The 26,047-nt window shown below is 43.7% G+C and carries 20 protein-coding genes; 18 read left to right on the top strand and 2 right to left on the bottom strand.

Annotated elements, in window-relative coordinates:
* Positions 1-2 precede the first annotated feature (2 nt).
* Together lsrK and BXY41_RS20910 are read right to left on the bottom strand one after the other, a co-directional pair.
* A complete protein-coding gene (lsrK, locus tag BXY41_RS20915) occupies positions 3-1,568 on the bottom strand; it encodes an autoinducer-2 kinase (RefSeq protein WP_104438829.1) in 1,566 nt (521 codons plus the stop codon).
* Between the two features lie 28 nt (positions 1,569-1,596).
* Entirely contained in the window at positions 1,597-2,517 is a 921-nt protein-coding gene (locus BXY41_RS20910; RefSeq protein WP_185140383.1) for a sugar-binding transcriptional regulator, read from the bottom strand.
* Between the two features lie 312 nt (positions 2,518-2,829).
* Here BXY41_RS20910 and BXY41_RS20905 point away from each other — a divergent pair, with 312 nt between their 5' ends.
* From BXY41_RS20905 to BXY41_RS20820, 18 genes are all read left to right on the top strand, one after another.
* On the top strand, positions 2,830-4,356 hold the full coding sequence (locus BXY41_RS20905) for a sugar ABC transporter ATP-binding protein (protein WP_104438828.1): 1,527 nt from the start codon (positions 2,830-2,832) through the stop codon (positions 4,354-4,356).
* A complete protein-coding gene (locus BXY41_RS20900) occupies positions 4,353-5,351 on the top strand; it encodes an ABC transporter permease (RefSeq protein ID WP_104438827.1) in 999 nt (332 codons plus the stop codon). Before BXY41_RS20905 ends, BXY41_RS20900 begins: the two co-directional genes overlap by 4 nt.
* Complete coding sequence (locus BXY41_RS20895) at positions 5,348-6,373, top strand: ABC transporter permease (protein ID WP_104438826.1); 1,026 nt, start codon at positions 5,348-5,350, stop codon at positions 6,371-6,373. Before BXY41_RS20900 ends, BXY41_RS20895 begins: the two co-directional genes overlap by 4 nt.
* Positions 6,374-6,402: 29 nt before the next feature.
* Positions 6,403-7,515 carry a substrate-binding domain-containing protein gene (locus BXY41_RS20890; RefSeq protein WP_185140382.1) on the top strand — a complete coding sequence of 371 codons (1,113 nt, stop codon included), beginning with the start codon at positions 6,403-6,405 and terminating at the stop codon, positions 7,513-7,515.
* A gap of 33 nt (positions 7,516-7,548) precedes the next feature.
* Positions 7,549-8,430 carry a 3-hydroxy-5-phosphonooxypentane-2,4-dione thiolase gene (lsrF, locus tag BXY41_RS20885; protein ID WP_104438825.1) on the top strand — a complete coding sequence of 294 codons (882 nt, stop codon included), beginning with the start codon at positions 7,549-7,551 and terminating at the stop codon, positions 8,428-8,430.
* A 178-nt stretch (positions 8,431-8,608) separates the two neighbouring features.
* On the top strand, positions 8,609-9,601 hold the full coding sequence (gene add / locus BXY41_RS20880; RefSeq protein ID WP_104438824.1) for an adenosine deaminase: 993 nt from the start codon (positions 8,609-8,611) through the stop codon (positions 9,599-9,601).
* A 72-nt stretch (positions 9,602-9,673) separates the two neighbouring features.
* Positions 9,674-11,980, top strand: coding sequence for a RelA/SpoT family protein (locus tag BXY41_RS20875; RefSeq protein WP_170072511.1), 2,307 nt, complete (start codon positions 9,674-9,676; stop codon positions 11,978-11,980).
* A 101-nt stretch (positions 11,981-12,081) separates the two neighbouring features.
* Positions 12,082-12,726: an MBL fold metallo-hydrolase gene (locus tag BXY41_RS20870; RefSeq protein ID WP_104438822.1), complete on the top strand. Its 645-nt coding sequence runs from the start codon at positions 12,082-12,084 to the stop codon at positions 12,724-12,726.
* 9 nt (positions 12,727-12,735) lie between these two features.
* Positions 12,736-14,190, top strand: a complete 1,455-nt coding sequence (gene hemZ / locus BXY41_RS20865) for a coproporphyrinogen dehydrogenase HemZ (protein WP_104438821.1) — start codon at positions 12,736-12,738, stop codon at positions 14,188-14,190.
* A gap of 68 nt (positions 14,191-14,258) precedes the next feature.
* Positions 14,259-15,527, top strand: a complete 1,269-nt coding sequence (gene hisS, locus BXY41_RS20860; RefSeq protein WP_104438820.1) for a histidine--tRNA ligase — start codon at positions 14,259-14,261, stop codon at positions 15,525-15,527.
* Between the two features lie 9 nt (positions 15,528-15,536).
* Positions 15,537-17,333, top strand: coding sequence for an aspartate--tRNA ligase (aspS, locus tag BXY41_RS20855; protein WP_104438819.1), 1,797 nt, complete (start codon positions 15,537-15,539; stop codon positions 17,331-17,333).
* Between the two features lie 163 nt (positions 17,334-17,496).
* Positions 17,497-19,326 carry a bifunctional metallophosphatase/5'-nucleotidase gene (locus BXY41_RS20850; protein WP_104438818.1) on the top strand — a complete coding sequence of 610 codons (1,830 nt, stop codon included), beginning with the start codon at positions 17,497-17,499 and terminating at the stop codon, positions 19,324-19,326.
* 158 nt (positions 19,327-19,484) lie between these two features.
* A complete protein-coding gene (locus BXY41_RS20845) occupies positions 19,485-20,012 on the top strand; it encodes a GNAT family N-acetyltransferase (RefSeq protein ID WP_104438817.1) in 528 nt (175 codons plus the stop codon).
* Positions 20,013-20,105: 93 nt separating this feature from the next.
* Complete coding sequence (locus tag BXY41_RS20840; RefSeq protein ID WP_104438816.1) at positions 20,106-21,215, top strand: tetratricopeptide repeat-containing glycosyltransferase; 1,110 nt, start codon at positions 20,106-20,108, stop codon at positions 21,213-21,215.
* Positions 21,215-22,327, top strand: a complete 1,113-nt coding sequence (locus BXY41_RS20835) for a tetratricopeptide repeat-containing glycosyltransferase (RefSeq protein ID WP_104438815.1) — start codon at positions 21,215-21,217, stop codon at positions 22,325-22,327. Before BXY41_RS20840 ends, BXY41_RS20835 begins: the two co-directional genes overlap by 1 nt.
* A 199-nt stretch (positions 22,328-22,526) precedes the next feature.
* Positions 22,527-24,269 (top strand): methyl-accepting chemotaxis protein, encoded by a 1,743-nt coding sequence (locus BXY41_RS20830; RefSeq protein ID WP_104438814.1) that lies wholly within the window; start codon positions 22,527-22,529, stop codon positions 24,267-24,269.
* Between the two features lie 79 nt (positions 24,270-24,348).
* Positions 24,349-25,191 (top strand): 5-dehydro-4-deoxy-D-glucuronate isomerase, encoded by an 843-nt coding sequence (gene kduI, locus BXY41_RS20825; RefSeq protein WP_104438813.1) that lies wholly within the window; start codon positions 24,349-24,351, stop codon positions 25,189-25,191.
* Between the two features lie 179 nt (positions 25,192-25,370).
* Positions 25,371-26,045: a response regulator transcription factor gene (locus BXY41_RS20820; protein WP_104438812.1), complete on the top strand. Its 675-nt coding sequence runs from the start codon at positions 25,371-25,373 to the stop codon at positions 26,043-26,045.
* Positions 26,046-26,047 lie beyond the last annotated feature (2 nt).

Here is a 26,047-nt window from a genome sequence, read left to right as displayed (position 1 = left end):
GTTTACAGGCCTGGGGCAGCCCACATGTTTCTGGTTATCCTGCGGTCGCATAGCGTTAATTGAATTTTATAAAATTCTCTCCATGCTTCATAGATTTCCCCATATCGTTTGTGTTTTTCCATATCTGGTGTGATGCGTTCCTCAATTATAACCAGATCCTTGGCTGTCTGCCGGATATCCGGATATAAACCAATTCCAAAACCTGCTATGATTGCAGCCCCTAAAGCTGTGGCTTCCTTTACTTTCGGGATATTAACCGGAATCCCCAGCACATCCGATAGAATCTGTGCCCATAAATGGCTGTTGGCAGCGCCTCCCGCAAAGGTTATTTCCTCCGGAAGATTACCGGTTGTGCTTTGCACAAGCTCCAGATGTCCTTTTGTGACCAGAGCTGTGTTTTCAAGGATTGCACGGTAAAAGGTATAATGATTAAATTTAGCAGAATCCAGTTCAAAATTGGAGAAAGACGGAGCCGCATGTTTCCATTTCATAAAATTCATAATATCTGAAAATGAGCACATCATCCCATAACAGCCTGCCGGTATCTTTTCTGCTTCTTCATTTAACAAATCGTAAACATTTCTGCCAGTTTCCGCTGCCAGCTTTTTTTCCGCACTGCAGAAGCTGTCTCTGTACCAGCGCATCACAAGTCCTGGCTTAAATGCCAGTGCTTCGTACTGCCACAGAGAAGGAATGGCATGGCAGTTAACCCGGACACGGCAGTCCGGGTCCATAATGGGAGTGTCGGTATTGTATTCATACTGCCAGAAACTGCCGCCAAACACAGCGGCTTCCCCGGAATTTACCACTCCCACACCAATACACCCAAGCTGGGCATCACCGCCTCCGGCAACCACAGGTATACCCTCGGGAAGTCCGGTAGAAGGCTGTAACCCCGCCATGGTCTTTCCAATTACAGTGCCGCATTCCTTTACAGGAGGGAACAAGTCGGTCCTTAATCCGCATCTTTGATTAATCTCTGGATTCCATGTCCGGGAGGCCAGGCGAAACAGCCCGGTAGTAGAGCCGTTGCTTGGCTCAACGGCCAGAATTCCGGTTAATTTATAAATGAGCCAGTCATTAAACATCCCTAAGTATGCGGTTTTTTCGTATCGGTCTGGCAGCTTGTTTTTCACCCACAGAAGTCTTGGTATGGCATCCAGGGCAAAAGATTGTCCCGATTCCTGATACAAAAGGCGTTCCAGTTCAGGGTCTTTTCGGATTAACTGTTCCACTTCATCATTACTTCTGGCATCAACATTGGCACAGGCCCAGATTTCACGGCCTTCTCTGTCATAAAGAACAATACCTTCCCTCATACAGGTGGTGGATATTGCGGCGATCTCCCTGGGATTTACATTAGTTTCACTGATTACCCTGCGGATACAGGATGCGGCAAGTTCCCAGTTTTTCACCCAGTCAAAATCCATGCTGCCCGGATAATCCGGATCTTCTTTGTGTTCCCATTCCTCCTGAACACAGGCGATCTGACTCCCTTTTAAGTCAAACAGTACGGCACGTACACTCCCTGTTCCAGCGTCAATTGCTAAAAGATAATTTGATGACATGCAGACACCTCCATTTTGATTTTTAATATCAACCGGGATCTTCGTTAAGCAGGCTCAGTGCAGTTTCTTCATCGGTAATCAGTGTATTTAAATATCCGCCTTTTAAGGATGCCCGGATTGCTTTAACCTTGCTGCTTCCAGCTGCCACGCCAATTACATTGGGCAGTGCCCGAAGGGTGGACAGAGGAGTGCTTAATAGCCGCTCTTCAATATCTGTTTCAACAGGATTCCCATCCTTGTCAATAAAATGACTTAAAAGATCCCCCACTGCTCCCTGCATGGAAAGATACAGAAAGTCGTTTTTTGTGAAAATTCCATTCTTTATGATTGTCGCGTCCTCGTTAATTCCTCCAATGCTGATCACTGTCATAGAAGCCAGATTCACCATCCGGGAGATTTCCTGAATGGAGGGCTCATGACTCAGCTGGCTGCACAGTTCTTTTGTTGAAACGATTAAAGGAGCAGGATACAAATACAGTTTTGTATTAAATACGCTGGAAAAGGTATTGGGAAGATAATAGCTGACTCCTCCAGTTAATGAAACGGCGGAGAGAGGCGTTTCTGCCACAGTTGCAAGCTGATTTAAGACGCGGCTTAAGGTATCTCCGTATCCAATATTAATATAGGTATTTTCTGTAATCCGGTCGTTAATGTACATGGCAGCAGCTTTGGCAACGTTATCATTGGCACAGGAATCATCAGGAGAGGACGGGACTACAAACGCATCCTTTAGATTCCACTTTTTGATTAATTTCTGTTCTGCCTGAAGGTGATGGCTGCGCTCCTGAGAGATCTTAAACTGTATCACTCCGTTCTGCCTTGCCTTATCTAGCAGCTTTATTACTTTCATGCGGGAGATGCCAAGTTTGTCGGAAATCTTCTGTTGGGTCATATTTTCGATATAGTAGTACCACGCTGTCTTAACAATAAGCGATTCTTCGTAATTCATTCTGTTTATCCCCGGTTTCTTAAGATTGTCACAAAAGTTGTTAATAAAATAAAATGTTTGCAACTAAACGTAGTATAGCAATTGGCATATCATCTGTCAATAGTGCTGAGATAAAAATGATCATCCTGATAAAAACTCTATAAAATAAAGTAATTTTACTAAATAATATAAAAAATATATGATAAATTAGTGCAAAAACACCAGATATTTTTTGTGAAGCTATTGACAATCAAAATTAGATCATGTATCATCATGAATGTAACAAAAGTTTATAGTATAAACAAAAATATCGTATTACGGGTGGGGAGAATCATGAAACAATCAGAAACAGCAAGTCAGGGTCATAGTCTGTTTACTGCAACTGGAATAACAAAATCATTTGGTTTCAATTCTGTTTTGAAAGGGATCGATATCAGCGTAGGGGAAGGAGAAGTGCTGGCGTTAATTGGGGGGAATGGCGCCGGAAAAAGTACGCTGATGAAAATTATTATGGGGATCTATCAGCCCGATGAAGGAAGCATCTTTGTTGCCGGTGAACGGATTCATGCTTATAAACCGGGTATCTCTCTGTCAAAAGGAATGTATATGGTACCCCAGGAACCTATGCTGTTTCCCAATATGACAGTTGAGGAAAACATTATCATGGGCTTTCATGAAAAACCGGCAAAGCTTCGGAAGAGACTGAAGGAGATCATGAATGAGATTAACTGGGATCTGGACATTTTCAGGAAGGCAATGAGCCTGTCCATTGCAGAACAGCAGCTGGTGGAAATCTTAAGAGGGCTGATGAGGCAGGCGAGAGTTCTGATTTTAGATGAACCTACCAGTGCCCTGACATTTGACGAAGTGGAAAGCCTTTTTAAGATTGTAGAAGATTTAAAGAAAAAGGGAATTGGTATCATATATATTACCCATCGTCTGACGGAGGTGTTTCAGATTGCCACACATGTAGCGATTATGAGAGACGGTGTCATTACACTGAAAGGTAAAATTTCTAAATTTACCAGGGATATGCTGGTTAAGGGGCTTCTCCCGCCGGACTGCGAAGAGGCGAAAAAACAGGAGACTAAGGAGATTGATTATACCGGATTGAAACCGGCTTTTGAACTGATCCATTTCTCGGGATATGGATTTTGGGATATTAATCTGAAGATTTATCCGGGGGAGATCCTGGGTGTGGCAGGATTGGTAGGCGCGGGGCGGACAGAGATGGCGCTTACTGTGTTTGGCAGAGACAAGGCCATATCCGGACAGGCTCTTTTAGAGGGGGAGGATGTAACCGGACTTTCCACAAGGGCAATTATGAAAGCGGGAATCAACTATGTTCCGGAAGACCGCCGGTTAAATGGTCTCTTCACTATCAGCGATGTGGCAGCCAATGTCACATCTTCCCTTGTTACAGGAAAAACAATGGGAAGAGTTTTCATTAACAAAAAAGTGGAATACGAAATAGCCAGAAGATATGTGGAAGGCTTCCGAATCCGAATTACCGGTTTAGACCAGCTGTCCGGTAGTTTATCCGGAGGCAATCAGCAGAAAATAGTGATCGGACGATCCCTGGCAACTGGTCCGAAACTTGTAATTCTTGATGAACCAACAAGAGGTATTGATGCAGCGGCCCGAAAAGATGTATACGGGATCATACATAAACTAAAAAAACAGGGGGTTGCTGTAATGCTGATTTCTTCAGACATGGAAGAAATTGTGGAACTGTCAGACCGGGCTGTGGTGGTGTATCGGGGGCGCATCAGAGGGGAACTGAAAAAGCGTGAAATTACACAGGCCGGGCTGATGGCAGCATCTTTTGGTGTTGGGGAAGGAAAGCAGGTGGAGATATGAGGAAAATTTTAAAAAGCCGGGAGATAAACAGTTTTTTATTTCTGGCAGGTTTGATTTTTCTGGTAGGCTTAATAAACCCCAGTTTCTGGCAGCCGGTAACCATAATCAACTGCTTTAATGACAGTGTGGTATTTACGTTTCTCTCTGCAGGGATTGCATTCGTTATACTGACTGGCGAAATTGATGTATCAATTGGTGCAGTGCTCGGGCTGTCTGCAGCTGTAGGGGCAACACTGCTTCGGGATGGTTACGGGATTGCAACGGCACTTTTTGCAGCGGTTTTCGTAGGAACTGTGGTGGGTGTGATTAATGGAATTGGTGTGGCTGTCTTAAATATTCCCTCTCTCATATTTACGCTTGGCGTTAATGGTGTGGTCAGGGGAATTATTTATGTATACACAAAGGGCGCCTGGGTTGAAAATCTCCCTGCTGATTTTACCTTAATGTCAAATCGTATTCTTACTAAAAATGTTACATACTTTTATGGTGCTGCTGTTCTGGTTGTAATAATAGGACATTTTATTCTTACCAGAACCCGGAAGGGGAAATATTTTGTGGCTGTGGGAGACAATTCTGCAGGGGCAACGCTGGTAGGAATACCAGCTAATAAGATAAAAATACTGGCATATGTGCTGTGCGGAATATTTTCCTCTGTGGCTGGCATGATTTACGCCTCCAGAATTGGTTTTATTACACCCACTGCTGGAAATGGATATGAAATGAAGGCAATCGCAGCCTGTGTTCTTGGAGGGCTTAGCCTGACAGGAGGAGTGGGAAGTCTTGCAGGCGCATCCATTGGTGCAGTCATAATGTCTTCAATCAGCAGAATTCTTGTTTTCCTGGGATTTTCCTCTGATTATGACAATACGATTACCGGTTTTTTACTGCTGACCATTGTAGTAATTAATACATCAGCCCAGAATCATACTGTCAGGAAAAACCGTCATGAAATACTATTGGCAAGGACAGCACAAAAAGGAGGGGAAAAAGCATGAAAATCTCCTTTTCACCCAGATTGAAGCAGGTATGGAAAAAGTGGGAGTTTGTTCTGACTCTTATTATTTTATTGGAAATAATAATTTTTGCATTGAAAAACAGTAAATTTCTAATGCCAAGAGTATTGTTTGGAAGTATGAATGATATTATCTCCATCTGTATTATCTCCCTTTTTGTAACCTTTGTAATGATTACCGGAGGGATTGATATACAGGCTGGATCTATTGTAGGATTGTCGTCTATCATACTGGGGGTTGCCTGGCAGGACTTTGGCTTTAATATCTGGGCAGCGTCATGTCTGGCAATGGTTGCAGCAGGGGTGTGCGGAGGAATATCAGGATTTTTTATAGCCTACTGCGGGGTTCAGCCTATGGTGGTGACACTGGGCGGAAGTTTTTTGTACACAGGAATCGGGCTTCTGGTGTCGAAACTTTCTGCAACAGAAAGCTACAAAGGAATCGGAGGATTTCCGGAAGGTTTTCTCCGATTGTCAAAATACAGACTGTTTGGAATCATTCCATTCCAGGTGATTATATTTCTCATTCTGGCAGTTCTGGCCTACATTCTTCTGCACAAGACCCGGTACGGAAGAGAAGTGTTTCTGGTAGGGGTGAACCAGAATGCGGCGGAATATTCGGGCATTAATACAAGGCTGATAATTATGAGCACCTACGTTCTTTCGGCTGTCAGTGCGTCTGTGGCAGGCATCATCCTGACTTCTTATCTGGGGACTGCGAAAAGTGATATTGGAGCTACACTGACGCTGCCCATTATTACTGCGGTAGTTCTGGGCGGGACGTTAAGTACAGGCGGAAAGGGGAGTGTTCCCGGAACCGCGCTGGCGGCAGTGGCAATCGGAACATTAAGATTTGGTCTGCCACTTTGCTTTAAGGTAAGCCAGCAATATCTGGATATTCCCGTGGGCATACTTTTACTGGTAATTATCATTGGACGGGCATTACTAAACCGCCCCGGGTTAAGAACAAAATCGGTAATAAGAGGGAGAATCCCTCATAAATAAAGCTTTATATCATAAGGAGGAATTTTTGTATGAGAAAGGGAATGGCGCTTTTATTGGCAGGAATCCTGGCCGCATCTTCACTGGCAGGCTGCAACGGGGCGGGGGGAGCAAATAAGGAAGCCGCGGCAAAAGCAGAAAAGAAGGCATCTGATATCACCGGTAAGACTGTGGTTTTTATTCCAAAGCTGACGGGAAATGCATTTTTTGAATCAGCAGCAAAGGGAGCTCAGAAATACGGCAAAGAGTGGGGAATTAACGTGGATTACCAGGGAAGTCCCAACGCTGCTGTTGCAGATCAGGTTTCGGTGATTAATAATGCAGTAGCCAGCGGTGTGGATGCCATCTGTGTTTCGTCCGTGGATGCAACCGGCCTTGACTCGGCGCTGAAAGAAGCTACGGCTGCGGGAGTAAGTGTTGTTACCTGGGATTCTGATGTATCCGATACAGCCCGCACCCTGATGGTTTCCCAGGGCACGCCAGATATACTTGGAAAAATGCTTGTGGATATGGGTGCAGATTCATTAACGAAACGTGGAAAAGATGTAAAAGCAGATAAAATTAAATACTGCTGGCATTATTCTCAGGCAACTGTTGCGGATCAGAACTCATGGCAGGCAGCAGGAGAGGCTTATATTAAGAAGACATTTCCAAACTGGGAAAATGTAGCGCCGGATAATTACTATTCTGAGCAGGATGCAGAGAAAGCTGTTTCCATAGGTGCCTCCATTCTGGAAGCCAATCCGGACATTGATTTAATTATCTGCAATGATTCTACGGCGTTACCAGGGCAGTGTAAGGCGGCTCAGAATAAAGGACTTACCAAAGAGGATGTAACCATTACCGGTTTTGCTTCCCCTATGTCCATTAAAGATTATTGCAATGCAGGTGTTATTGAGCAGTGGGGGCTTTGGGATTGTCAGGTTCAGGGAGCCATTGGCTGCTACCTGGCAGCATACGTTGCTGCAGGCAACCAGTTAAAGGTAGGAGACAAGCTGGACATTCCGCAAATCGGGACAGTGGAAGTAATGCCAAATAACTGTCTGGTAGAGGGGGCGGCTACCGCAGAGGTAAACAACGGCGTCGTTCTTCTCCCGGAGCGGACCATATTTAACAAAGATAATATGAATAACTATGATTTCTAATTAAATGATTTCCTATGAATGGAGAAAATACATATGGCAGATCTTGATGGTGTAAAAATTGAACACAATTATTATACGGAAATTCCCTTTGGCAATGAGAAGCCATTTTATGTAAAGGGTGCGAATAATTTAGACTGGGGCATGAAAAAGCATCTGTCTAATATCTTTGATGAAACCAGTCACAATACGGTAATGTTTGCTTTCGACCACGGGTACTTTATGGGCGCTGTGGCAGGTCTGGAACGTCTTGACCTGGTTGTGCCAAAAATCCTTCCCCATGTAGATGTCTTAATGGGCACAAGGGGAGCACTCAGAAGCTGCGTTCCTGTCTCGGGCAGAAAAGGAATTGCCCTGCGGGCAACTTCAGGCTCCTCCATGCTTGACGAAGATCTTTCCAAAGAAATACTGGCGGTGGATATTGAAGATGCAATCCGTATGAATGCGGACTGTCTGGCAATTCAGACTTTTATTGGTGCAGATGGACAGTTATCCAGTCTCGATAATCTTTCTAAGGCAGTTAATTTAGGTATGCGCTACAGTATTCCAACTATGGGAGTTGTGGCTGTGGGGAAACAAATGGAACGTACAGACCGGTTCTTTAAGCTGGCTACACGAATTGTGGCGGAGCTGGGAGCCAATATTATTAAAACCTATTACTGCGAGAACTTCGAAGAGGTGGTTGCAGCCTGTCCGGTTCCCATTGTGGTGGCAGGAGGAAAGAAGCTGTCGGAGCGGCAGGCACTGGAGCTTGCCTATCTTTCCATCAGCCATGGTGCGAAGGGAGTTGATATGGGCAGAAACATATTCCAGAGTGAAAATCCGGTTGAAATGTGCGCTGCGATCAGGAAGATTGTTCATGAAGGCTTTACTGATCAAGAGGCCTTTGAATTTTATGAAGAGATGGTGCATCATTAATTTTTTACAAAATAAGGTTGATATAGTGAATAAAAGGCGGTACCAGTCTAATGGTGCCGCTAATTTTATGCAATTCCAATGTTATGCAATTCTCATTTAAAATGAATGCCAAAATAAATAATTGTTGCTTTCCTTATTATATGATAGAATATTTCCATTGAATGAAGGAGGGATCATTATGAAGCGACCGGAAACTGACCTCCATCTGCATCTGGATGGGTCTTTATCGATTGACGTGGTAAGACTTTTAGCAGCGCAGATTGGATATGATTTTGAAGGACAGGATATAAAGGATAGTGTATCAGTGGGGGAAAACTGTGAAAGCCTTGTGGATTATTTAAAATGTTTTGATTTACCAGGGCAGCTTCTGCAGACAGAAGAAGCTCTGACACTGGCATGTGAGGATTTAACCAGAAACCTTGCTGCTCAGGGACTTATTTACAGTGAAATCCGTTTTGCACCTCAGCTTCATATGAGAAAAGGACTTTCAAAGGAACGAATTTTAGAAGCCGTCATTAAAGGAATGAACAGAGGCATGGAAGGAACTGCTTTAAAAGCAGGGCTCTTACTTTGCTCAATGGTGAACGGTTCTGATAAAGAGAATGAGGAGACCTTTGAACTGGCTTCTTCCTATCTTGGCAAGGGCGTTGTGGGTGTTGATATTGCAGGACCGGAAGGCCTTATTCCCATGGCTCATTTCGAACCTCTTTTTAAAAGAGCCGGACAGAAGAGCATTCCATTTACCATACATGCAGGAGAATGCGGAGATTGCGAGAATATTATAAAAGCGGTTTCCTATGGAGCGAAGAGAATCGGACATGGTTGTGCTGCAATTCAGTCAGAATCCTGTATGGACCTCTTAAAAAAGGAAAAAATTACCTTAGAGATGTGTGTGATCAGCAATCTTCAGACAAAGGCAGTCCCTTCCATTGATCAGCACCCATTAAAAGCTTTTTATGACTGGGGCATCCCGGTAACCTATAATACGGATAATATGACGGTATCGGATACCACACTGGAAAAAGAAGCAGAACTGATTCAAAAACATATGGGGTTCACGGAAGCTGATTTAAGACAGATGAATCGTTATGCACTGGAAGCTGCATTTATCGGACAGGAAGAGAAAGAAAAAATAATTGCTTTTTTCGACAACAATACGTATAATGTATGATAACTACGTTTAAAAATCGGTGAAAACAAAAATGTTACAAAAAGGTGACGGCATATGGCAGATAATCCAATGATGGAGAAAAACAAGGTGACTGAATTCGATAAAGAACATAAGGAAATGAAGAAAGTAGACATTGATCTGGAGGCGCCCGCTGATTTTACAAGTCCGCAAGCCCTTTATGAAGAACTGGTTGCGAGCATAAAGAGATATCACCCATCCGATGATATTTCCATGATAGAAAAAGCCTATCATATTGCAGCCGAAGCCCATAAGGACCAGGTGCGCAAATCCGGTGAACCCTACATTATTCATCCTCTTTGTGTTGCCATCATTCTGGCCGATTTAGAGATGGATAAAGAGACCATTGCTGCAGGCATCCTTCATGATGTGGTAGAGGATACCATTATGTCCTTAGACGAACTGAAGGCTGAATTCGGGGAAGAGGTGGCTCTTTTAGTAGACGGAGTCACCAAGCTGACCCAGATTTCCTGGTCTATGGATAAGATGGAGATTCAGGCAGAGAATTTAAGAAAGATGTTCTTAGCCATGGCGAAGGACATTCGTGTCATTATCATCAAACTTTCCGACCGCCTTCACAATATGCGGACGCTTCAGTACATGAGGCCGGAAAAGCAGAAAGAAAAGGCAAAGGAGACCATGGAGATCTATGCTCCCATTGCCCACCGTCTTGGTATCTCTAAAATCAAAATCGAACTGGATGATCTGTCCTTAAAATACCTGGAGCCGGACACCTATTATGAGCTGGCGGAAAAAATATCACTGAAAAAAGATGCCAGAGAATATTTTGTAAAGAGCATTGTTGATGAGGTGGAAGAACACTTAAAGGAAGCTGGAATTGAAGCCAGAGTGGACGGACGTGTCAAACATTTCTTCAGCATCTATAAAAAAATGGTCAACCAGAATAAAACACTGGATCAGATCTATGACCTGTTTGCAGTGCGGATTATCGTTGACAATGTAAAAGACTGTTACGCTGCACTTGGTGTTATTCACGAACTGTATAAACCTATCCCGGGGCGTTTCAAGGATTATATCGCCATGCCCAAACCCAACATGTACCAGTCCCTCCATACAACTCTGATTGGCAACAACGGCCAGCCTTTTGAGATTCAGATCCGTACGTATGAGATGCACCGGACTGCTGAATACGGAATTGCAGCGCACTGGAAGTATAAAGAGAGCGGAAGCGGTCAGGTTGCGGCAGGCAAAGAACAGGAGAAGTTAAGCTGGCTCCGCCAGATTTTAGAATGGCAGAAGGACATGTCCGACAACAAGGAATTCTTAAATATGGTTAAGGGTGACTTAGATCTGTTCTCCGACAGTGTTTACTGCTTTACTCCGTCAGGTGATGTGAAGAATCTTCCCAGCGGTTCAACGCCCATTGATTTTGCATACTCCATCCATAGTGCAGTCGGCAACAAGATGGTGGGTGCCAGAGTTAACGGCAAGCTGGTGAACATTGAATATGTCATTGAAAACGGTGATCAGGTGGAGATTATCACCTCTCAGAACAGCAAAGGACCAAGCAGGGACTGGCTGAATGTGGTGAAAAGCACCCAGGCAAAAAATAAAATCAACCAATGGTTTAAGACAGAGCTGAAGGAAGACAATATTCTCCGGGGTAAGGAGATGGTGGACCGCTACTGTAAAGCCAAAGGAATTAATTATTCAGAGATTAACAAACCAGAATATCAGGGAAAGGTTATGAAGCGCTATGCCTTCCGCGACTGGGATTCTGTGCTTGCATCCATTGGTCACGGCGGTCTGAAAGAAGGCCAGGTCATCAATAAGATGGTGGATGAAAAGGATAAGAAATTAAAGAAAGATGTAACTGACACCACCATATTAAATGACATTGAGGATATGGGCAGCAGACTTCCTATTAAGAGACGTTCCGGAAGCGGAATTGTTGTAAAGGGAATTCACGATCTTGCAGTCCGATTTTCCAAATGCTGTTCTCCAGTACCAGGAGATGAGATTGTAGGGTTTGTAACCAGAGGAAGAGGCATTTCCATTCACAGAACAGACTGCGTCAATGTTTTAAATCTTCCGGAAGATGAGAGAAACCGCTTAATCGATGCAGAGTGGCAGGAACCGGAAGGGGACAATACAAAAGAACGTTATTCTACGGAAATCAAAATTTTTGCCAATAACAGAATCGGTATGTTTGTTGACATATCCAAGGTATTTACTGAGAGACAGATTGATATCACTTCCATGAATTCCAGAACCAACAAACAGGGAAAAGCCACCATTACCATGACCTTTGAGACTCATGGCGTGGAAGAACTTGGAAAACTGGTTGATAAACTGAGACAAATCGAAGGTGTAATTGACATTGAGAGGACTGCGGGATAACGCAGTTTTTCTCTTTTTATTCTTACCATGCCTGTTACAGGCTTCGAGGAACGGTTTCCTTTTATGCAGATGCGGAAATAGAGTCAGGAGGAGATAAGAATATGAGCGATTTCAGAATTAAAACATACCCGGTGGGGCAGATTGGTACCAATTGTTATATTATTTTCCGGGAGCAGTTAAAAAAGGCAATAATTGTAGATCCCGGAGATGAAGGGGAGTATATTCTGGAGGAGTGCAGGAAGCTGTCTGTAACACCGGAAGCCATTTTACTCACTCATGGCCACTTTGATCACATTATGGCAGTCAAAGAGATAAAACAGGCGTTCCCGGAGATTGTAATTTATGCCGGAGAAAAGGAAAAAATGCTGTTAAACGATCCATCTGTAAATCTTTCCACAAACATTGGAAGACTGTGTTCCTTAGAGGCAGACCGCTACGTAACTGATGGGGAGATCATTGATTCCGCAGGGATTTCGGCCCATGTGCTGGCAACTCCCGGTCATACAGAAGGCAGTGTCTGCTACTATATGAAAGAGGAAGATGTATTAATCAGCGGAGACACTCTCTTCTTAGAATCTCTGGGACGTACGGATTTTCCTACAGGAGACCAGTTAAAAATTATAAGCTCCATCAGGGGAAAGCTGTTCCCTCTTCCCGGTGATACCATGGTTTACCCGGGGCATGGAAGCGTTACTACCATCGGTCATGAAAAATCATATAATCCGGTGGCATTATACAGAGGATAGGGACTAAAAATGATAGGTTTAATATTAGAGGATCAATCCTTTGAACAGGATATCAGGGAACTGCTTATGGCATTTTATCCGGGAGAACGTTTCCTTCATGAGGAAAAAAACGATGAAGATTTCCGGCTCCTTGTCCATGGCGTGACAGGAGATGATTTCTTCCGGTTAAGTCTGGAAGACAAAGAGCAGGGAATAACAAAAGTCTCCGAAACCAGGGTGGACTTTTCTGACCGGTTTGAGACCAAAAACCGGATAAAGCGGATGCTTTACGGGATGGCGGGAGAACTGACTGGCAGGGAACTGCCCTGGGGAACACTTACCGGTATACGTCCGGTTAAAATAGCTATGACAAAACTTCTTTCCGGAAGCGGGGAAAAGGAAGTTTTTGATTATATGAAACACACGTATTTAACCAGTGATCAGAAGGTGGACTTAAGCCTTGAAATTGCGAAAAAAGAGTTAGATCTGCTGTCAGACATTGACTATGAAAACGGATACAGCCTTTATATCGGAATTCCCTTCTGTCCCACCACCTGTCTTTACTGTTCCTTCACATCGTTTCCCATCAGCCAGTGGGAGAAACGGATGGATGATTACCTGGAGGCACTGTTTAAAGAAATGGAGTTTACCGCCAGGCGAATGGCAGGAAAAACTCTTGACACTGTGTATATAGGAGGAGGAACACCGACTTCGCTCAGTGCAGAGCATTTGGAAAAGCTGATCTTAAAGCTTAAGAATACGTTTGATTTTACAAATGTAAAAGAATTTACAGTAGAAGCAGGAAGACCGGACAGCATTACACAGGAGAAGCTTGAGGTATTAAAGAAATATGGTGTAACCCGTATTTCCATAAATCCGCAGACGATGAAAGAAGAGACCTTAAAGATCATCGGCCGCCGGCATACTGTGGAGATGGTAAAGGACCGCTTTTTATTAGCCAGATCATTGGGCTTTGACAACATTAATATGGATTTAATTATCGGACTGCCGGGAGAGGACATGGAGGATGTAAGACGGACCATGGAAGAGATTAAGTCTCTGGGCCCGGACGGCATCACCGTTCACACTCTGGCGATTAAGCGGGCAGCCCGCCTTAATATGTATAAGGAACAATATGAAGATTTGAAGATCACCGGAACTCAGGAGATGGTGGATTTAACGGCAGCCTATGCCCGGGGCATGGGACAGGAGCCCTACTACCTCTACCGCCAGAAAAATATGGCCGGTAACTTTGAGAATGTGGGATATTCAGCCCCTGGAAAAGCCTGTATCTACAATATACTGATTATGGAGGAAAAGCAAACCATAGCAGCCTGCGGTGCGGGTACTACCACAAAAGTTGTTTTTCCATCGGAGAACCGGTTGGAGAGGGTGGAAAATGTTAAGGATGTAGAACAGTACATCGCCCGGATCGATGAAATGATAGAAAGAAAAGAAAAAATGCTTGCAAAATCAGAAATGTAATTTAAAATAGAAAGCATGATTTGTGATTTCCAGGAAAGATAGAAAATAGAATAAACGGAGTGAAAAAAATGTCATTAAAAAAGAAACCGGTTACCGGAATGAAGGACATACTTCCTGCGGAAATGCAGGTGCGGGAATATGTAATGAACCAGATTCGGGAGACATACGGCGGATTTGGATTTAATTCCATTGAGACTCCCTGTGTAGAACACATTGAGAACTTAAGCAGCAAACAGGGCGGCGACAATGAAAAACTGATTTTCAAGATTATGAAGCGGGGAGAAAAACTGAATCTGGAAACAGCGCAGATGGAGAATGATCTGGTTGACAGCGGTCTGCGTTATGATCTGACAGTTCCCCTTTCCAGATATTATTCCAACAATGCGGCAGTTTTACCAGCTCCTTTTAAATCCCTTCAGATGGGAAGTGTATGGAGAGCAGACCGTCCCCAGAGAGGACGTTTCAGACAGTTCGTCCAGTGTGACATCGATATCCTTGGAGATCCCACCAGACTGGCGGAGATCGAACTGATTCTTGCGACGACCACACTCCTTGGAAAGATTGGATTTAAAGGATATACGGTTAGAATTAATGACCGTAATATCTTAAAGGGTATGGCAGCTCAATGCGGATTTTCAGAAGAATCTTATGATCAGGTTTTTATTATTCTTGATAAGATGGACAAGATCGGTATGGATGGCGTTGCCGGTGAGTTAAAAGAAGCAGGTTATCCCGAGGAGAACATTAAAAACTATTTATCCCTGTTTGAGACAGTGACCAGAGACGCTTCCGGTGTCAGAAGCTTAAAGGAAGTATTAAAAGATGCCATGGATCCGGAACAGGCAGAGAATCTGGCGGCTATTATTGACAGCGTGAGTGCAATTACCACCAGCCAGTTTAAGATCGAATTTGATCCCACTCTGGTACGTGGAATGTCTTACTATACAGGAACCATCTTTGAGATTCTGGTAGACGGTTTCCCCGGTTCCGTAGGCGGAGGCGGCCGTTATGACAAGATGATCGGCAAATTCACCGGTATGGATACTCCTGCGTGCGGATTCTCCATTGGTTTTGAGAGGATCATCACCATTCTTATGGAAGAAGGCTTTACCGTACCTGGCAGTGAAGAACGGTTTGCATTCCTGATAGAAAAGGGTGTAAGCGATGCAGTCATGAATGAAGCAGTGAAAGAAGCCATGAATGAGCGCGCCAAAGGGAAGACAGTCCTGGTATCCCAGATGAATAAAAATAAAAAGTTCCAGAAGGAAAGCCTTATAAAAGAAGGATATACTCAGTTTAAGGAATTTTATAAAGAAGCACTGAAGGAAACAAATTAGGAGGAAATTATGGCAGAGTCAATGTTGGGTTTAAAAAGATCCCATAGATGTACGGAAGTTACAGCAGCCTGTGCAGGAAATGAAGTTACAGTAATGGGCTGGGTTCAGAAAAGCAGAAATAAGGGCGGAATTATTTTCGTTGATTTAAGAGACCGTTCCGGAATTCTGCAGATCATCTTCGAAGAAAGTGATTGCGGAGCAGAGAATTTTGCAAAAGCAGAAAAACTGAGAAGTGAGTTTGTTATCGCTGTAACCGGCGTGGTAGAGAACCGCTCAGGCGGTGTGAATGAGAATCTGGCCACCGGCGCCATTGAAGTACGTGCCAAGAGCCTGAGAATTCTCTCAGAATCTGAGACTCCTCCTTTCCCGGTTGAGGAAAACAGCAAAACAAAAGAAGAACTGAGACTGAAATACCGTTATCTGGATTTAAGAAGACCGGACATTCAGAAGAATATCATGATCAGAAGCCAGGTTGCTACTTTAACAAGAGCATTTCTGGCAGAAGAAGGCTTTTTAGAGATCGAGACCCCGACTCTCATTAAGAGCACACCGGAAGGTGCAAGAGATTATCTGGTGCCAAGCCGTGTTCATCCTGGTTCCTTTTATGCCCTTCCCCAGTCTCCCCAGCTTTTTAAACAGCTGCTTATGTGCTCTGGCTATGACCGTTATTTCCAGCTGGCAAGATGCTACCGTGACGAAGACTTACGTGCAGACAGACAGCCGGAATTTACACAGATCGATATGGAGCTGTCCTTTGTAGATGTGGAAGATGTACTGGCAGTCAATGAAAGACTGTTAAAAAAGCTGTTTAAGGAAATCTGTAATTTCGATCTGGAGCTTCCGATCACACGTATGACCTGGAGAGAAGCCATGGACCGGTTTGGTTCTGATAAACCGGATATGCGTTTTGGAATGGAACTGAAAAACGTTTCCGATGTAGTTAAGGATACCGAGTTTGCTGTATTTAAGGGAGCCTTAGAAAACGGTGGATCTGTCCGGGGTATTAATGCAAAAGGACAGGGAGCCATGCCAAGGAAAAAGATCGATGCTCTTGTAGACTATGCAAAGGGCTTCGGTGCAAAAGGTCTTGCTTATCTGGCAGTAAACGAAGACGGAACTTACAAATGTTCCTTCTCCAAATTTATGTCAGAAGAGGAGCTTAAGACACTGGCAGATGCCATGGATGGACAACCAGGAGATCTTCTTTTATTTGCTGCAGACAGAGACAAGGTAGTCTTTGACGTACTGGGTAACCTTCGTCTGGAACTGGCAAGACAGTTAGAACTCTTAAAGAAGGATGTATTTAAATTCTTATGGGTAACTGAATTCCCGTTACTTGAGTATTCCGAGGAACAGGGACGTTTTACAGCCATGCACCATCCATTTACCATGCCTATGGAAGAAGACTGGGCTCTGATCGATACCAATCCGGGTGCCGTACGCGCCAAAGCTTATGATATCGTGTTAAACGGTACAGAATTAGGCGGCGGATCTGTCCGTATCCACCAGGGTGATATTCAGTCTAAGATGTTTGAGGTACTGGGCTTTACCAAAGAGCAGGCAAATGAGCAGTTCGGCTTCCTGTTAGATGCATTTAAATACGGTGTACCGCCTCACGCAGGTCTGGCTTATGGTCTTGACCGTGTAATCATGCTGATGGTTGGGGCAGACAGCATCCGTGATGTAATTGCATTCCCGAAAGTAAAAGATGCCTCCTGCTTAATGTCTGAGGCACCGGCTCCCGTAGATCCGAAACAGCTGGAAGATCTTGGGATTAAAGTGAGTGAAGAAACAGAATCTGAATAAATAAATCGCAAACCTCTCTGCAAAGCCAACAGGCTAAGACAGAGAGGTTTTTTTGTGAAATAAAGTATCAGATAAAAGGAAAATATTAACAAAATAATATGGAAATTTTACATTGATCTGATATAATATAGGAAAAAGCATATGTTAAAGGAGGATTCAAGCAATGAAAGGAAGTACAAAAAGAAGGTTTCTGTCTCTTTGCCTGTCCGTACTCATGGTTTTGTCCCTTGCCACAGGTCTATCGTTTCCGGCCAGGGCTGCAGATCAGGATATTGTGATTCTGTATACCAATGATGTTCACTGCGGCATTGATGAAAAGATCGGTTATGCAGGCCTCTCTCTTTATAAGAAAGAGATGAAAGCCCAGACGCCCTATGTGACTCTGATTGATGCCGGTGATGCGATTCAGGGAGCTCCCATCGGAACGCTTTCTGACGGCGGATACATCATTGAAATTATGAATCAGGTCGGATATGATTTTGCCGTACCGGGCAATCATGAATATGATTACGGTATGCCACGGTTCTTGGAGCTGGCAGGCAAATTAAGCTGCGGATACTATTCCAGCAACTTTATGGATTTGAAGACCAATACTCCAGTGTTTGCTCCTTATAAGATGTTTACATACGGAAATACAAAAGTTGCCCTGGTAGGCGCAACCACACCGGAGAGCTTTACCAAGTCAACACCGGCCTACTTCCAGGATGGAAGCGGCAATTATATTTATGGTTTCTGTGAAGATGAAACAGGAAAGAAGCTTTACGATCAGATTCAGCAGTCTGTTAACAGTGCCAGAACAGAAGGTGCGCAGTACGTTATTTTAGTAGGCCATCTGGGGGAAAACGGCACGACTGACCGGTGGACCTCTGACAGTGTAATAAAGAATACGACTGGAATTGATGCATTAATTGACGGTCACTCTCATGAAGAATACTCGAAAAATATAAAGAATAAAGATGGAAAGGACGTGCTCCTTACCCAGACAGGAACTAAATTAAAGAATATCGGAAAGCTGACCATACGCCCTGACGGTTCTCTTGCCAGTGAGTTAGTAGCTGAGGTTCCTGCAGGTGCAGTATCCAGTACCTACACCGTACAAAAAGGCGATTCCTTAAGCCGCATTGCAAAAAGAGAATTAGGCTCTTTTGACCGCTGGAGAGAAATTTATAATGCAAACAGGGACAAGATTAAAGATCCAAACGTTCTTACTCTGGGAAGCCAGCTGGTCGTTCCTGGTAAAACAGCAGTATCCAAGGATGGAAAAGCCCTGGATTATGATACAGACCAGTTTATCAAGCACATTCAGGCCCAGTATAATGAGTCCTTAAAAGTCGTATTGGGACATACTGACGTGGAGCTGACCATTAACAATCCTGCTACAGGGGAGCGGGCAGTCAGAAGCGGAGAAACCAACTTAGGTGATCTCTGTGCAGATGCATACCGCCAGGTACTTGGAGCAGACATCGGTATTGTAAACGGCGGCGGTGTCCGTGCAGGCATTAAACCAGGAAATATCACATACAACGATACTCTTACCGTACATCCTTTCGGCAACATGGGCTGCGTGGCAGAGGTTACCGGACAGCAGATTAAGGATGCCCTGGAGATGGCTTCCCGTAATTACCCCAAGGAAAGCGGTGGCTTTTTACAGGTATCCGGTTTAAAATATACCATTAAGACCTCAGTTCCATCCAGTGTACAGGTAGATGAAAAAGGTAACTTTGTAAAAGTAGCAGGAGCATACCGGGTAGCAGATATCATGATTGGAGATTCTCCTCTGGATACGTCCAAAGTTTATACCGTAGCTTCTCACAATTACATGTTAAAAATGGCTGGTGATGGTATGACAATGTTTAAAAACAGCAAAGTAATCCGTGACGATGTAATGACAGATGTGGATATTCTCTCGGCTTTCATCCGCAATAACTTAGGCGGAAACGTAGGCGCTGACTATGCAAATCCGGCAGGACAGGGAAGAATCACGATTCAGTAAACAGATAAACTTAAAGTAATATAACCATGTGCCCTGCCCGGGTTTTTTCCTGCCACATCAACAGGAGAGATCCGGACAGGGCATATTTGTCTGCAAATATAAAAAATTTATGATACAATAGATACAAATAATAAAATAAGAACCACAGGAGATAAAAAATGTTAATCAGAGAACCACAGAACCGCTTTGAAGAAATTTATGCCATTTACCAGGAGTCATTTATAGATCAGGAAAGACGTACAAAGGAAACCCAGAAACTTGTATTTGACAACCCCGCCTATCATACCCTGGCAGTGGAAGAGGATGGGAGAATCGTTGCGTTTCTGGGATATTGGAATTTGCCTGGCTGTGCTTTTTTTGAGCATTTGGCAACTGCAAAGATTTCAAGAGGAAAGGGCTATGGCAAACTTCTGATCGAAGAAGCAGTAAAAGAAATAAAAAAGCCTGTATTTTTGGAAATTGAGCCTGTGACGGAGGAAAATCCCGCAACAGGAAAAAGGGCAGTATTTTATGAACGCTTGGGATTTTATGTCAATCATTTTTACTATGAACAGATGCCGTTAAAACCACAGGACAGTCCAATGCAGTTATGGGTGACCAGTTATGGAAAGCCATTTACTGAGGAGGAATTTATGCCTTATAAGAAAGAGATTTATGAAATCGTATACGGAGTCAGTCTTTCATAAAGAAACCGGATTGTCTTATTTCTATCACGGGACAAACTGTTTTTGCATATATTGTATCTAGCAATCAGAATATTCTAAAAGGAGATGGTTTGATTGAACCGATATAAGATATGCGTTTATGCAATCAGCAAGAATGAAGAACAGTTTGTGGACCGATGGATGGATGCGGTATCGGAAGCCGATGAAGTGATTGTGACCGATACAGGCTCTACAGACGGCACTGTTGAAAAGCTCAGAGCCAGGGGGGCGACAGTATATGAGGAAACCATTTCCCCATGGAGATTTGACACAGCGCGAAACGTTGCTCTTGATCATGTGCCTGAAGATGCAGATATCTGCGTATCCAATGATTTAGATGAAGTATTTATACCGGGCTGGAGAAAAATCTTAGAGTCTGCGTGGAAACCGGAACAGACCCGTGCCAGATATTTATTTACATTTTCCATGAATTCAGACGGAACACCAAAGAAGCAATATCCCATGGAAAAGATCCATAAACGCCATGGATACCGCTGGATTCATCCGGTTCATGAAATATTGGAATATAGTGGATCAGAACCGGAACAATCAAATTGGGTGACAGGACTTGTATTAAATCATTACCCGGATAATTCAAAACCGAGAACCCAGTATCTGCCCCTTCTGGAGTTATCCGTAAAAGAAAATCCCTTTGATGACAGGGCCACGTTCTGGCTAGGCAGAGAATATGTATACCATGGAGATTATGACCAGGCCATACAGACACTAAGTAAACATCTCTCTATGCCCACCGCCAGCTGGCTGGAGGAACGTAGCGCCTCTATGCGCTTTATTGCTCAGTCCTATGCGGAAAAGGGCAATAAAAGAGAAGAGCTTGTCTGGCTGTACCGGGCGCTTGCAGAATGCCCGGAAGTAAGAGAACCTTATCTTGCTTTGGCGAAATTCGGATATATGGAATCCAATTGGGCCTTAAGCTTTGCCATGGCTCAGAGGGGGCTGACAATTAAGGAAAGCACGGGAAGCTATCTGGTAGACCCGGCAAGCTGGGGATATGCATTATACGATTATGCTGCAATCAGCGCTTACCGGCTTGGAATGTATGAAACAGCGGAATGGTATGCAGATCAGGCTTTAAAAACAGACCCGGAAAATAAAAGGCTTCAAAGTAATCTTCTGCTGATTCAGCAACAGAGCAGAAAACCTGCAGCTAAGGAGGAATCCTGATGAGCGGTCTGAAAATCTGTGTTTATGCAATCTGTAAAAATGAAGCATCATTTGTAGATAGTTGGATGGATTCCATGAATGAAGCTGATCTCATTGTTGTCACAGACACTGGATCAGAAGATGATACGGTAGAAAAGTTGAAAGAGCGGGGAGCCATAGTCTACGTAGATATTGTAAAACCATGGAGATTTGATGTGGCAAGAAATATCTCTCTGGATCACGTACCGGAAGATGTGGATGTTTGTGTCTGCACCGATCTTGATGAGCGGTTTGAACCAGGGTGGAGAAAACGGCTGGAAGAAGCGTGGGTGAACCATAAGAATGTTAACAAGGGAGCCGTTGCAAAGACCGGCCGCTATCTTTACAACTGGAGTTTAAAGCCAGACGGAACACCGGATATACAGTTTAATTATTTCAAAGTGCATCAGCGTAAGGACTTCCGGTGGAAATGCCCGGTACATGAGTTTATCCAGTACTGTGGAAAAGCACCTCTTGAGACAATTTATATTGATGGAATGGTGTTAAGCCATTACCCCGATCCTACCAAATCAAGGGGTTCCTATCTGCCTCTTTTAGAGCTGGCAGTTGCGGAAGCACCGGGGGATGAGCGGATGCGGTACTATCTTGGCAGAGAGTATATGTATAAGAGCAGATGGCTGGAAAGCATTAAAACCTTAAAGGAGTATTTGCTCCTTCCGACTGCAACCTGGTGTGATGAACGGTGTGCAGCCATGCGCTGGATTGCCAGATCGTATTATCGGCTGGGTAAGATAAAAGAAGCATACCAGTGGTATTTTAAAGCCATTGCAGAAGTTCCAGGCATGCGGGATTCTTATGTGGAGTTTGCCAAAATCTGCTATGAGCTGAGCGACTGGCCCATGGCTTATTATCTGACCCTGGAAGCACTGAAGATAAAAGAAAAGTCAAGGACCTTTGTAAATATGGGTTATTCCTGGGATTATACCCCGGATGACCTTTGCGCCATTGCCGCTTACCGGCTGGGATTGCTTTCTGAATCCCGGGACCATGCAAAAGCAGCTCTTCTTTTTGCCCCCGACAATGAACGTCTGAAAAGTAATTTAAAATTAATCCAGGCAGCCATAAAGGAATAAAAATAAATTCCGGAAGAAAGACACAGGTTTCAAAATGCCATATTTGTGTCTTTCTTCTGGAATTTTTTTAATTGTTTAAAATTTGACAAATATTTTACAAAAATTTAATAAACTTTCAGTGAACGTCAGTTGCAGATTTTATAAATACCGTGTATGCTAGTCCATATTGAAAGAAATTGCAATCAGAAAGGGGTATTACATGAAGGCACAAAAGAGTAAGAGATTGCAGGTAACAGGAAAGCTGGTTGTATTCGTCAGTGTAATGGTAATGTTAATTATATCCGCTCTGACCACCATTTTTTATATCAGCCTGGACCGGGTTTACCAGAACTGGATCGATTCCAGTTACCAAAGTTATGATTTAAATATTAAAACAGCCACGGAAAGTCTGGTCAGTGTATTGCAGGTTAATTATGATCGTTATAAATCCGGTGAGATTACAGAGAAAGAGGCACTTGAAAATGCCGAAGCCATTGTCCGTAATACCCGTTATAATAATGGAAATGGATATTTCTGGGCAGATACTTCCACTGGTCTTTGCGCAGTTCATATGAATCCGGAATATGAAGGGAAAGAACGGTACGATGAGAAAGATCTGAAGGGGGAATACTATGTCCGTGAATTTATTAAAAACGGATCCCAGCCCGGAGGAGGTTACACCAATTTTTACTTTACAAAACCAGGCCAGGAAGGCACATTTGCAAAACGGGCTTATACCATAAAATTTGAACCTTATGACTGGTATATCAGTACAGGAAACTACATAGACGACATAGATAGTGCCGTTGCAGGATATCAAAGGGAAAAAATAATCAACATTATACTGCTGGCAGTGGTAGCCTTGGTGATCTGTTTAACAGGTTTAATCATTCTTGTAAGGTTCCTGCACAAGATTACAGCTCCATTAAGTCCTATCTCTGAACGGCTAAAACTTCTCTCTGATGGAGATGTCCATACCCCTCCCGTTGCTGTTGTGAAAACCGGCGATGAGATGGAGGTGCTCTCACAGGCAACCGATGAACTGATCGGACAGATGAAAGAAGTAGTGGGTGATATTACACTACACTTGAAAAATATGGCGGCTGGCGATATGACACTTCCTGTAACCAGGGAGTATGCCGGTGATTTTTCCACTATCCATGATTCTCTGATCCTGATCTACAAGCAGCTAAACCGGACATTGGGCCTGATCCGTGAGTCGGCCGAACAGGTGAATGCGGGTTCCTCCCAGGTGGCAGATGCAGCATCTGCACTGGCAGCCGGAGCCACAGAACAGGCAGGAACCATTGACCAGCTTTCTTCTGCCATTACAGAGATTACAGAGAAGGCAGAACAAAGTTCGGTTCATATCGGGCAGGCAGCCGGTTATGCAGAGCAGACATTGGCGCGGGTAGAAGAAAGCAACAAGATGATGAAGCAGATGCTTCAGGCAATGGATGAAATAAAAAATACATCAGATGAAATCGCAAAGATTACAAAAGATGTAGATGCAATTGCCTCTCAGACCAACCTTCTGGCGTTAAATGCTGCGGTAGAAGCGGCACGGGCAGGAGAAGCTGGTCAGGGATTTGCAGTGGTTGCAGACGAAGTCCGCAGCCTTGCAGCAAAATCCGCAGAAGCGGCCAAACGCACTGCCCTGCTTGTGGAAAATGCAGCCCGGGCTGTGACGGATGGTATGGGGACTGCAAAAGAAAATGCCCAGATTCTGGCAGAGGTTATGGAGCAGGCAAATCATGCCAAAGGTCTTATGGAATCAGTGGAGCAGTCCGCAAGAGAGCAGGCCGTTGCCATGGTTAGTGTCAGCAACGGAATCAATGAAATCTCTTATGTAGTCCAGAGCAATGCGGCAACAGCGGAAGAAAGTTCCGCTTCCAGTGAAGAATTGTCAGCCCAGGCTGGACTTCTCCAGAAAGAAGTGGATAAATTTAAAATAATCCAATAAGATGTTGAATTAAAAACTGCCTTATGATACCATGGAGATGGTCAGTTATTTCAAATACAAATAAGGAGGCTTTTTATAAATGGATATTCGTTACTCTGCTAATCAGAAAGATTTTAAGCGTTACACAACAGAAGAAACAAGAGACGAATTTTTAATTGAGAACTTATACGTTGCCAATGAAGTGGTAGCTGTTTACTCCCATGTTGACCGTATGGTAACACTGGGCTGTATGCCAACAACAGAAACCGTTTCCATTGACAAGGGAATTGATATCTGGAAAAACTTTGGTACAAGCTTTTTCCTTGAAAGACGTGAAATCGGAATCTTCAACATCGGCGGATCAGGAAAGATCAAAGCTGATGGAGAAGAATTCAGCATGGGCTATAAAGACTGCTTATACATCACAAAGGGAACCAAAGAAGTATTATTCTCCAGTGATGATGCAGCAAACCCAGCTAAATTTTATATGGTAAGTGCTCCTGCTCACAAGGCATGCAAGACAACCTTTATCCCGATTGAAAAGGCAGCCAAGAAGCCACTGGGTGCAATGGAAACTTCCAACAAGCGTGTGATCAACCAGTTCATCCATCCGGATGTACTTGAGACCTGTCAGTTATCCATGGGAATGACAGTTTTAGATCCAGGCAGTGTATGGAACACCATGCCTTCTCATACTCATGAGAGACGTATGGAAATCTATATGTACTTCGAGATTCCGGAGAACAATGTAGTATTCCACATGATGGGCGAAGGAAATCAGACCAGACACATCGTTATGCAGAATGAGCAGGCAGTCATCAGCCCATCCTGGAGCATCCATTCCGGAGCAGGTACAAGCAATTATACCTTCGTTTGGGCAATGGGCGGCGAGAATCAGGCGTTTGATGATATGGACACCATTCCTACAACTGAATTAAGATAAGATTCGATTGGACAGGCAGATGCTTTTTACAAGGGCATCTGCCTTTTTTTACTTTTACGGAGGTTAATTGGGAAATGGTGTGAAATCTCTGTGAAAATGTAGATATTCCGCTATCAATTTGGTACAATATGTTTCATAAATACAGGAAAACAGTTGAGATCTGATTTCGGGAGGTTTTTATGGAACAGTTAAAAATATTAGTGGTAGATGACGAAGCCAGAATGAGAAAACTGGTAAAGGATTTCCTCAGTGTAAAAGGCTTTACTGTAGTGGAAGCATCAAATGGTGAGGAAGCGGTAGATATATTTTTTGAACAAAAAGATATTGTACTGATTATTTTGGATGTGATGATGCCGAAAATGGATGGGTGGGAGACCTGCAAGACCATCCGCAAGTATTCCCAGGTTCCGATCATTATGCTGACAGCCAGAACAGAAGAGCGGGATGAGCTTCAGGGCTTTGATTTGGGCGTGGATGAATACATTGCAAAGCCATTCAGCCCAAAGATTCTGGTTGCCCGTGTAGAGGCAATATTAAGGCGCAGCAATGCTGTGAATACGGATTCGGTTGAGATTGGCGGCATCTGCATAGATAAGGTGGCACATCAGGTAACCATTGATGGAAAAGACATTGAATTAAGCTATAAAGAATTTGAGCTACTGGCATATTTCCTGGAAAATCAGGGAATAGCTCTCTCCAGAGAAAAAATTCTTAATAATGTATGGAACTATGATTATTTCGGTGATGCAAGAACCATTGATACACATGTGAAGAAATTAAGAAGCAAGATGGGAGAAAAGGGAGATTACATCCGGACCATCTGGGGAATGGGCTATAAATTTGAAGTGACATAATC

Source organism: Lacrimispora xylanisolvens, from assembly GCF_002934545.1.
Lineage (GTDB): Bacteria > Bacillota > Clostridia > Lachnospirales > Lachnospiraceae > Lacrimispora > Lacrimispora xylanisolvens.
This window is presented reverse-complemented; position numbering and strand designations above follow the sequence as displayed.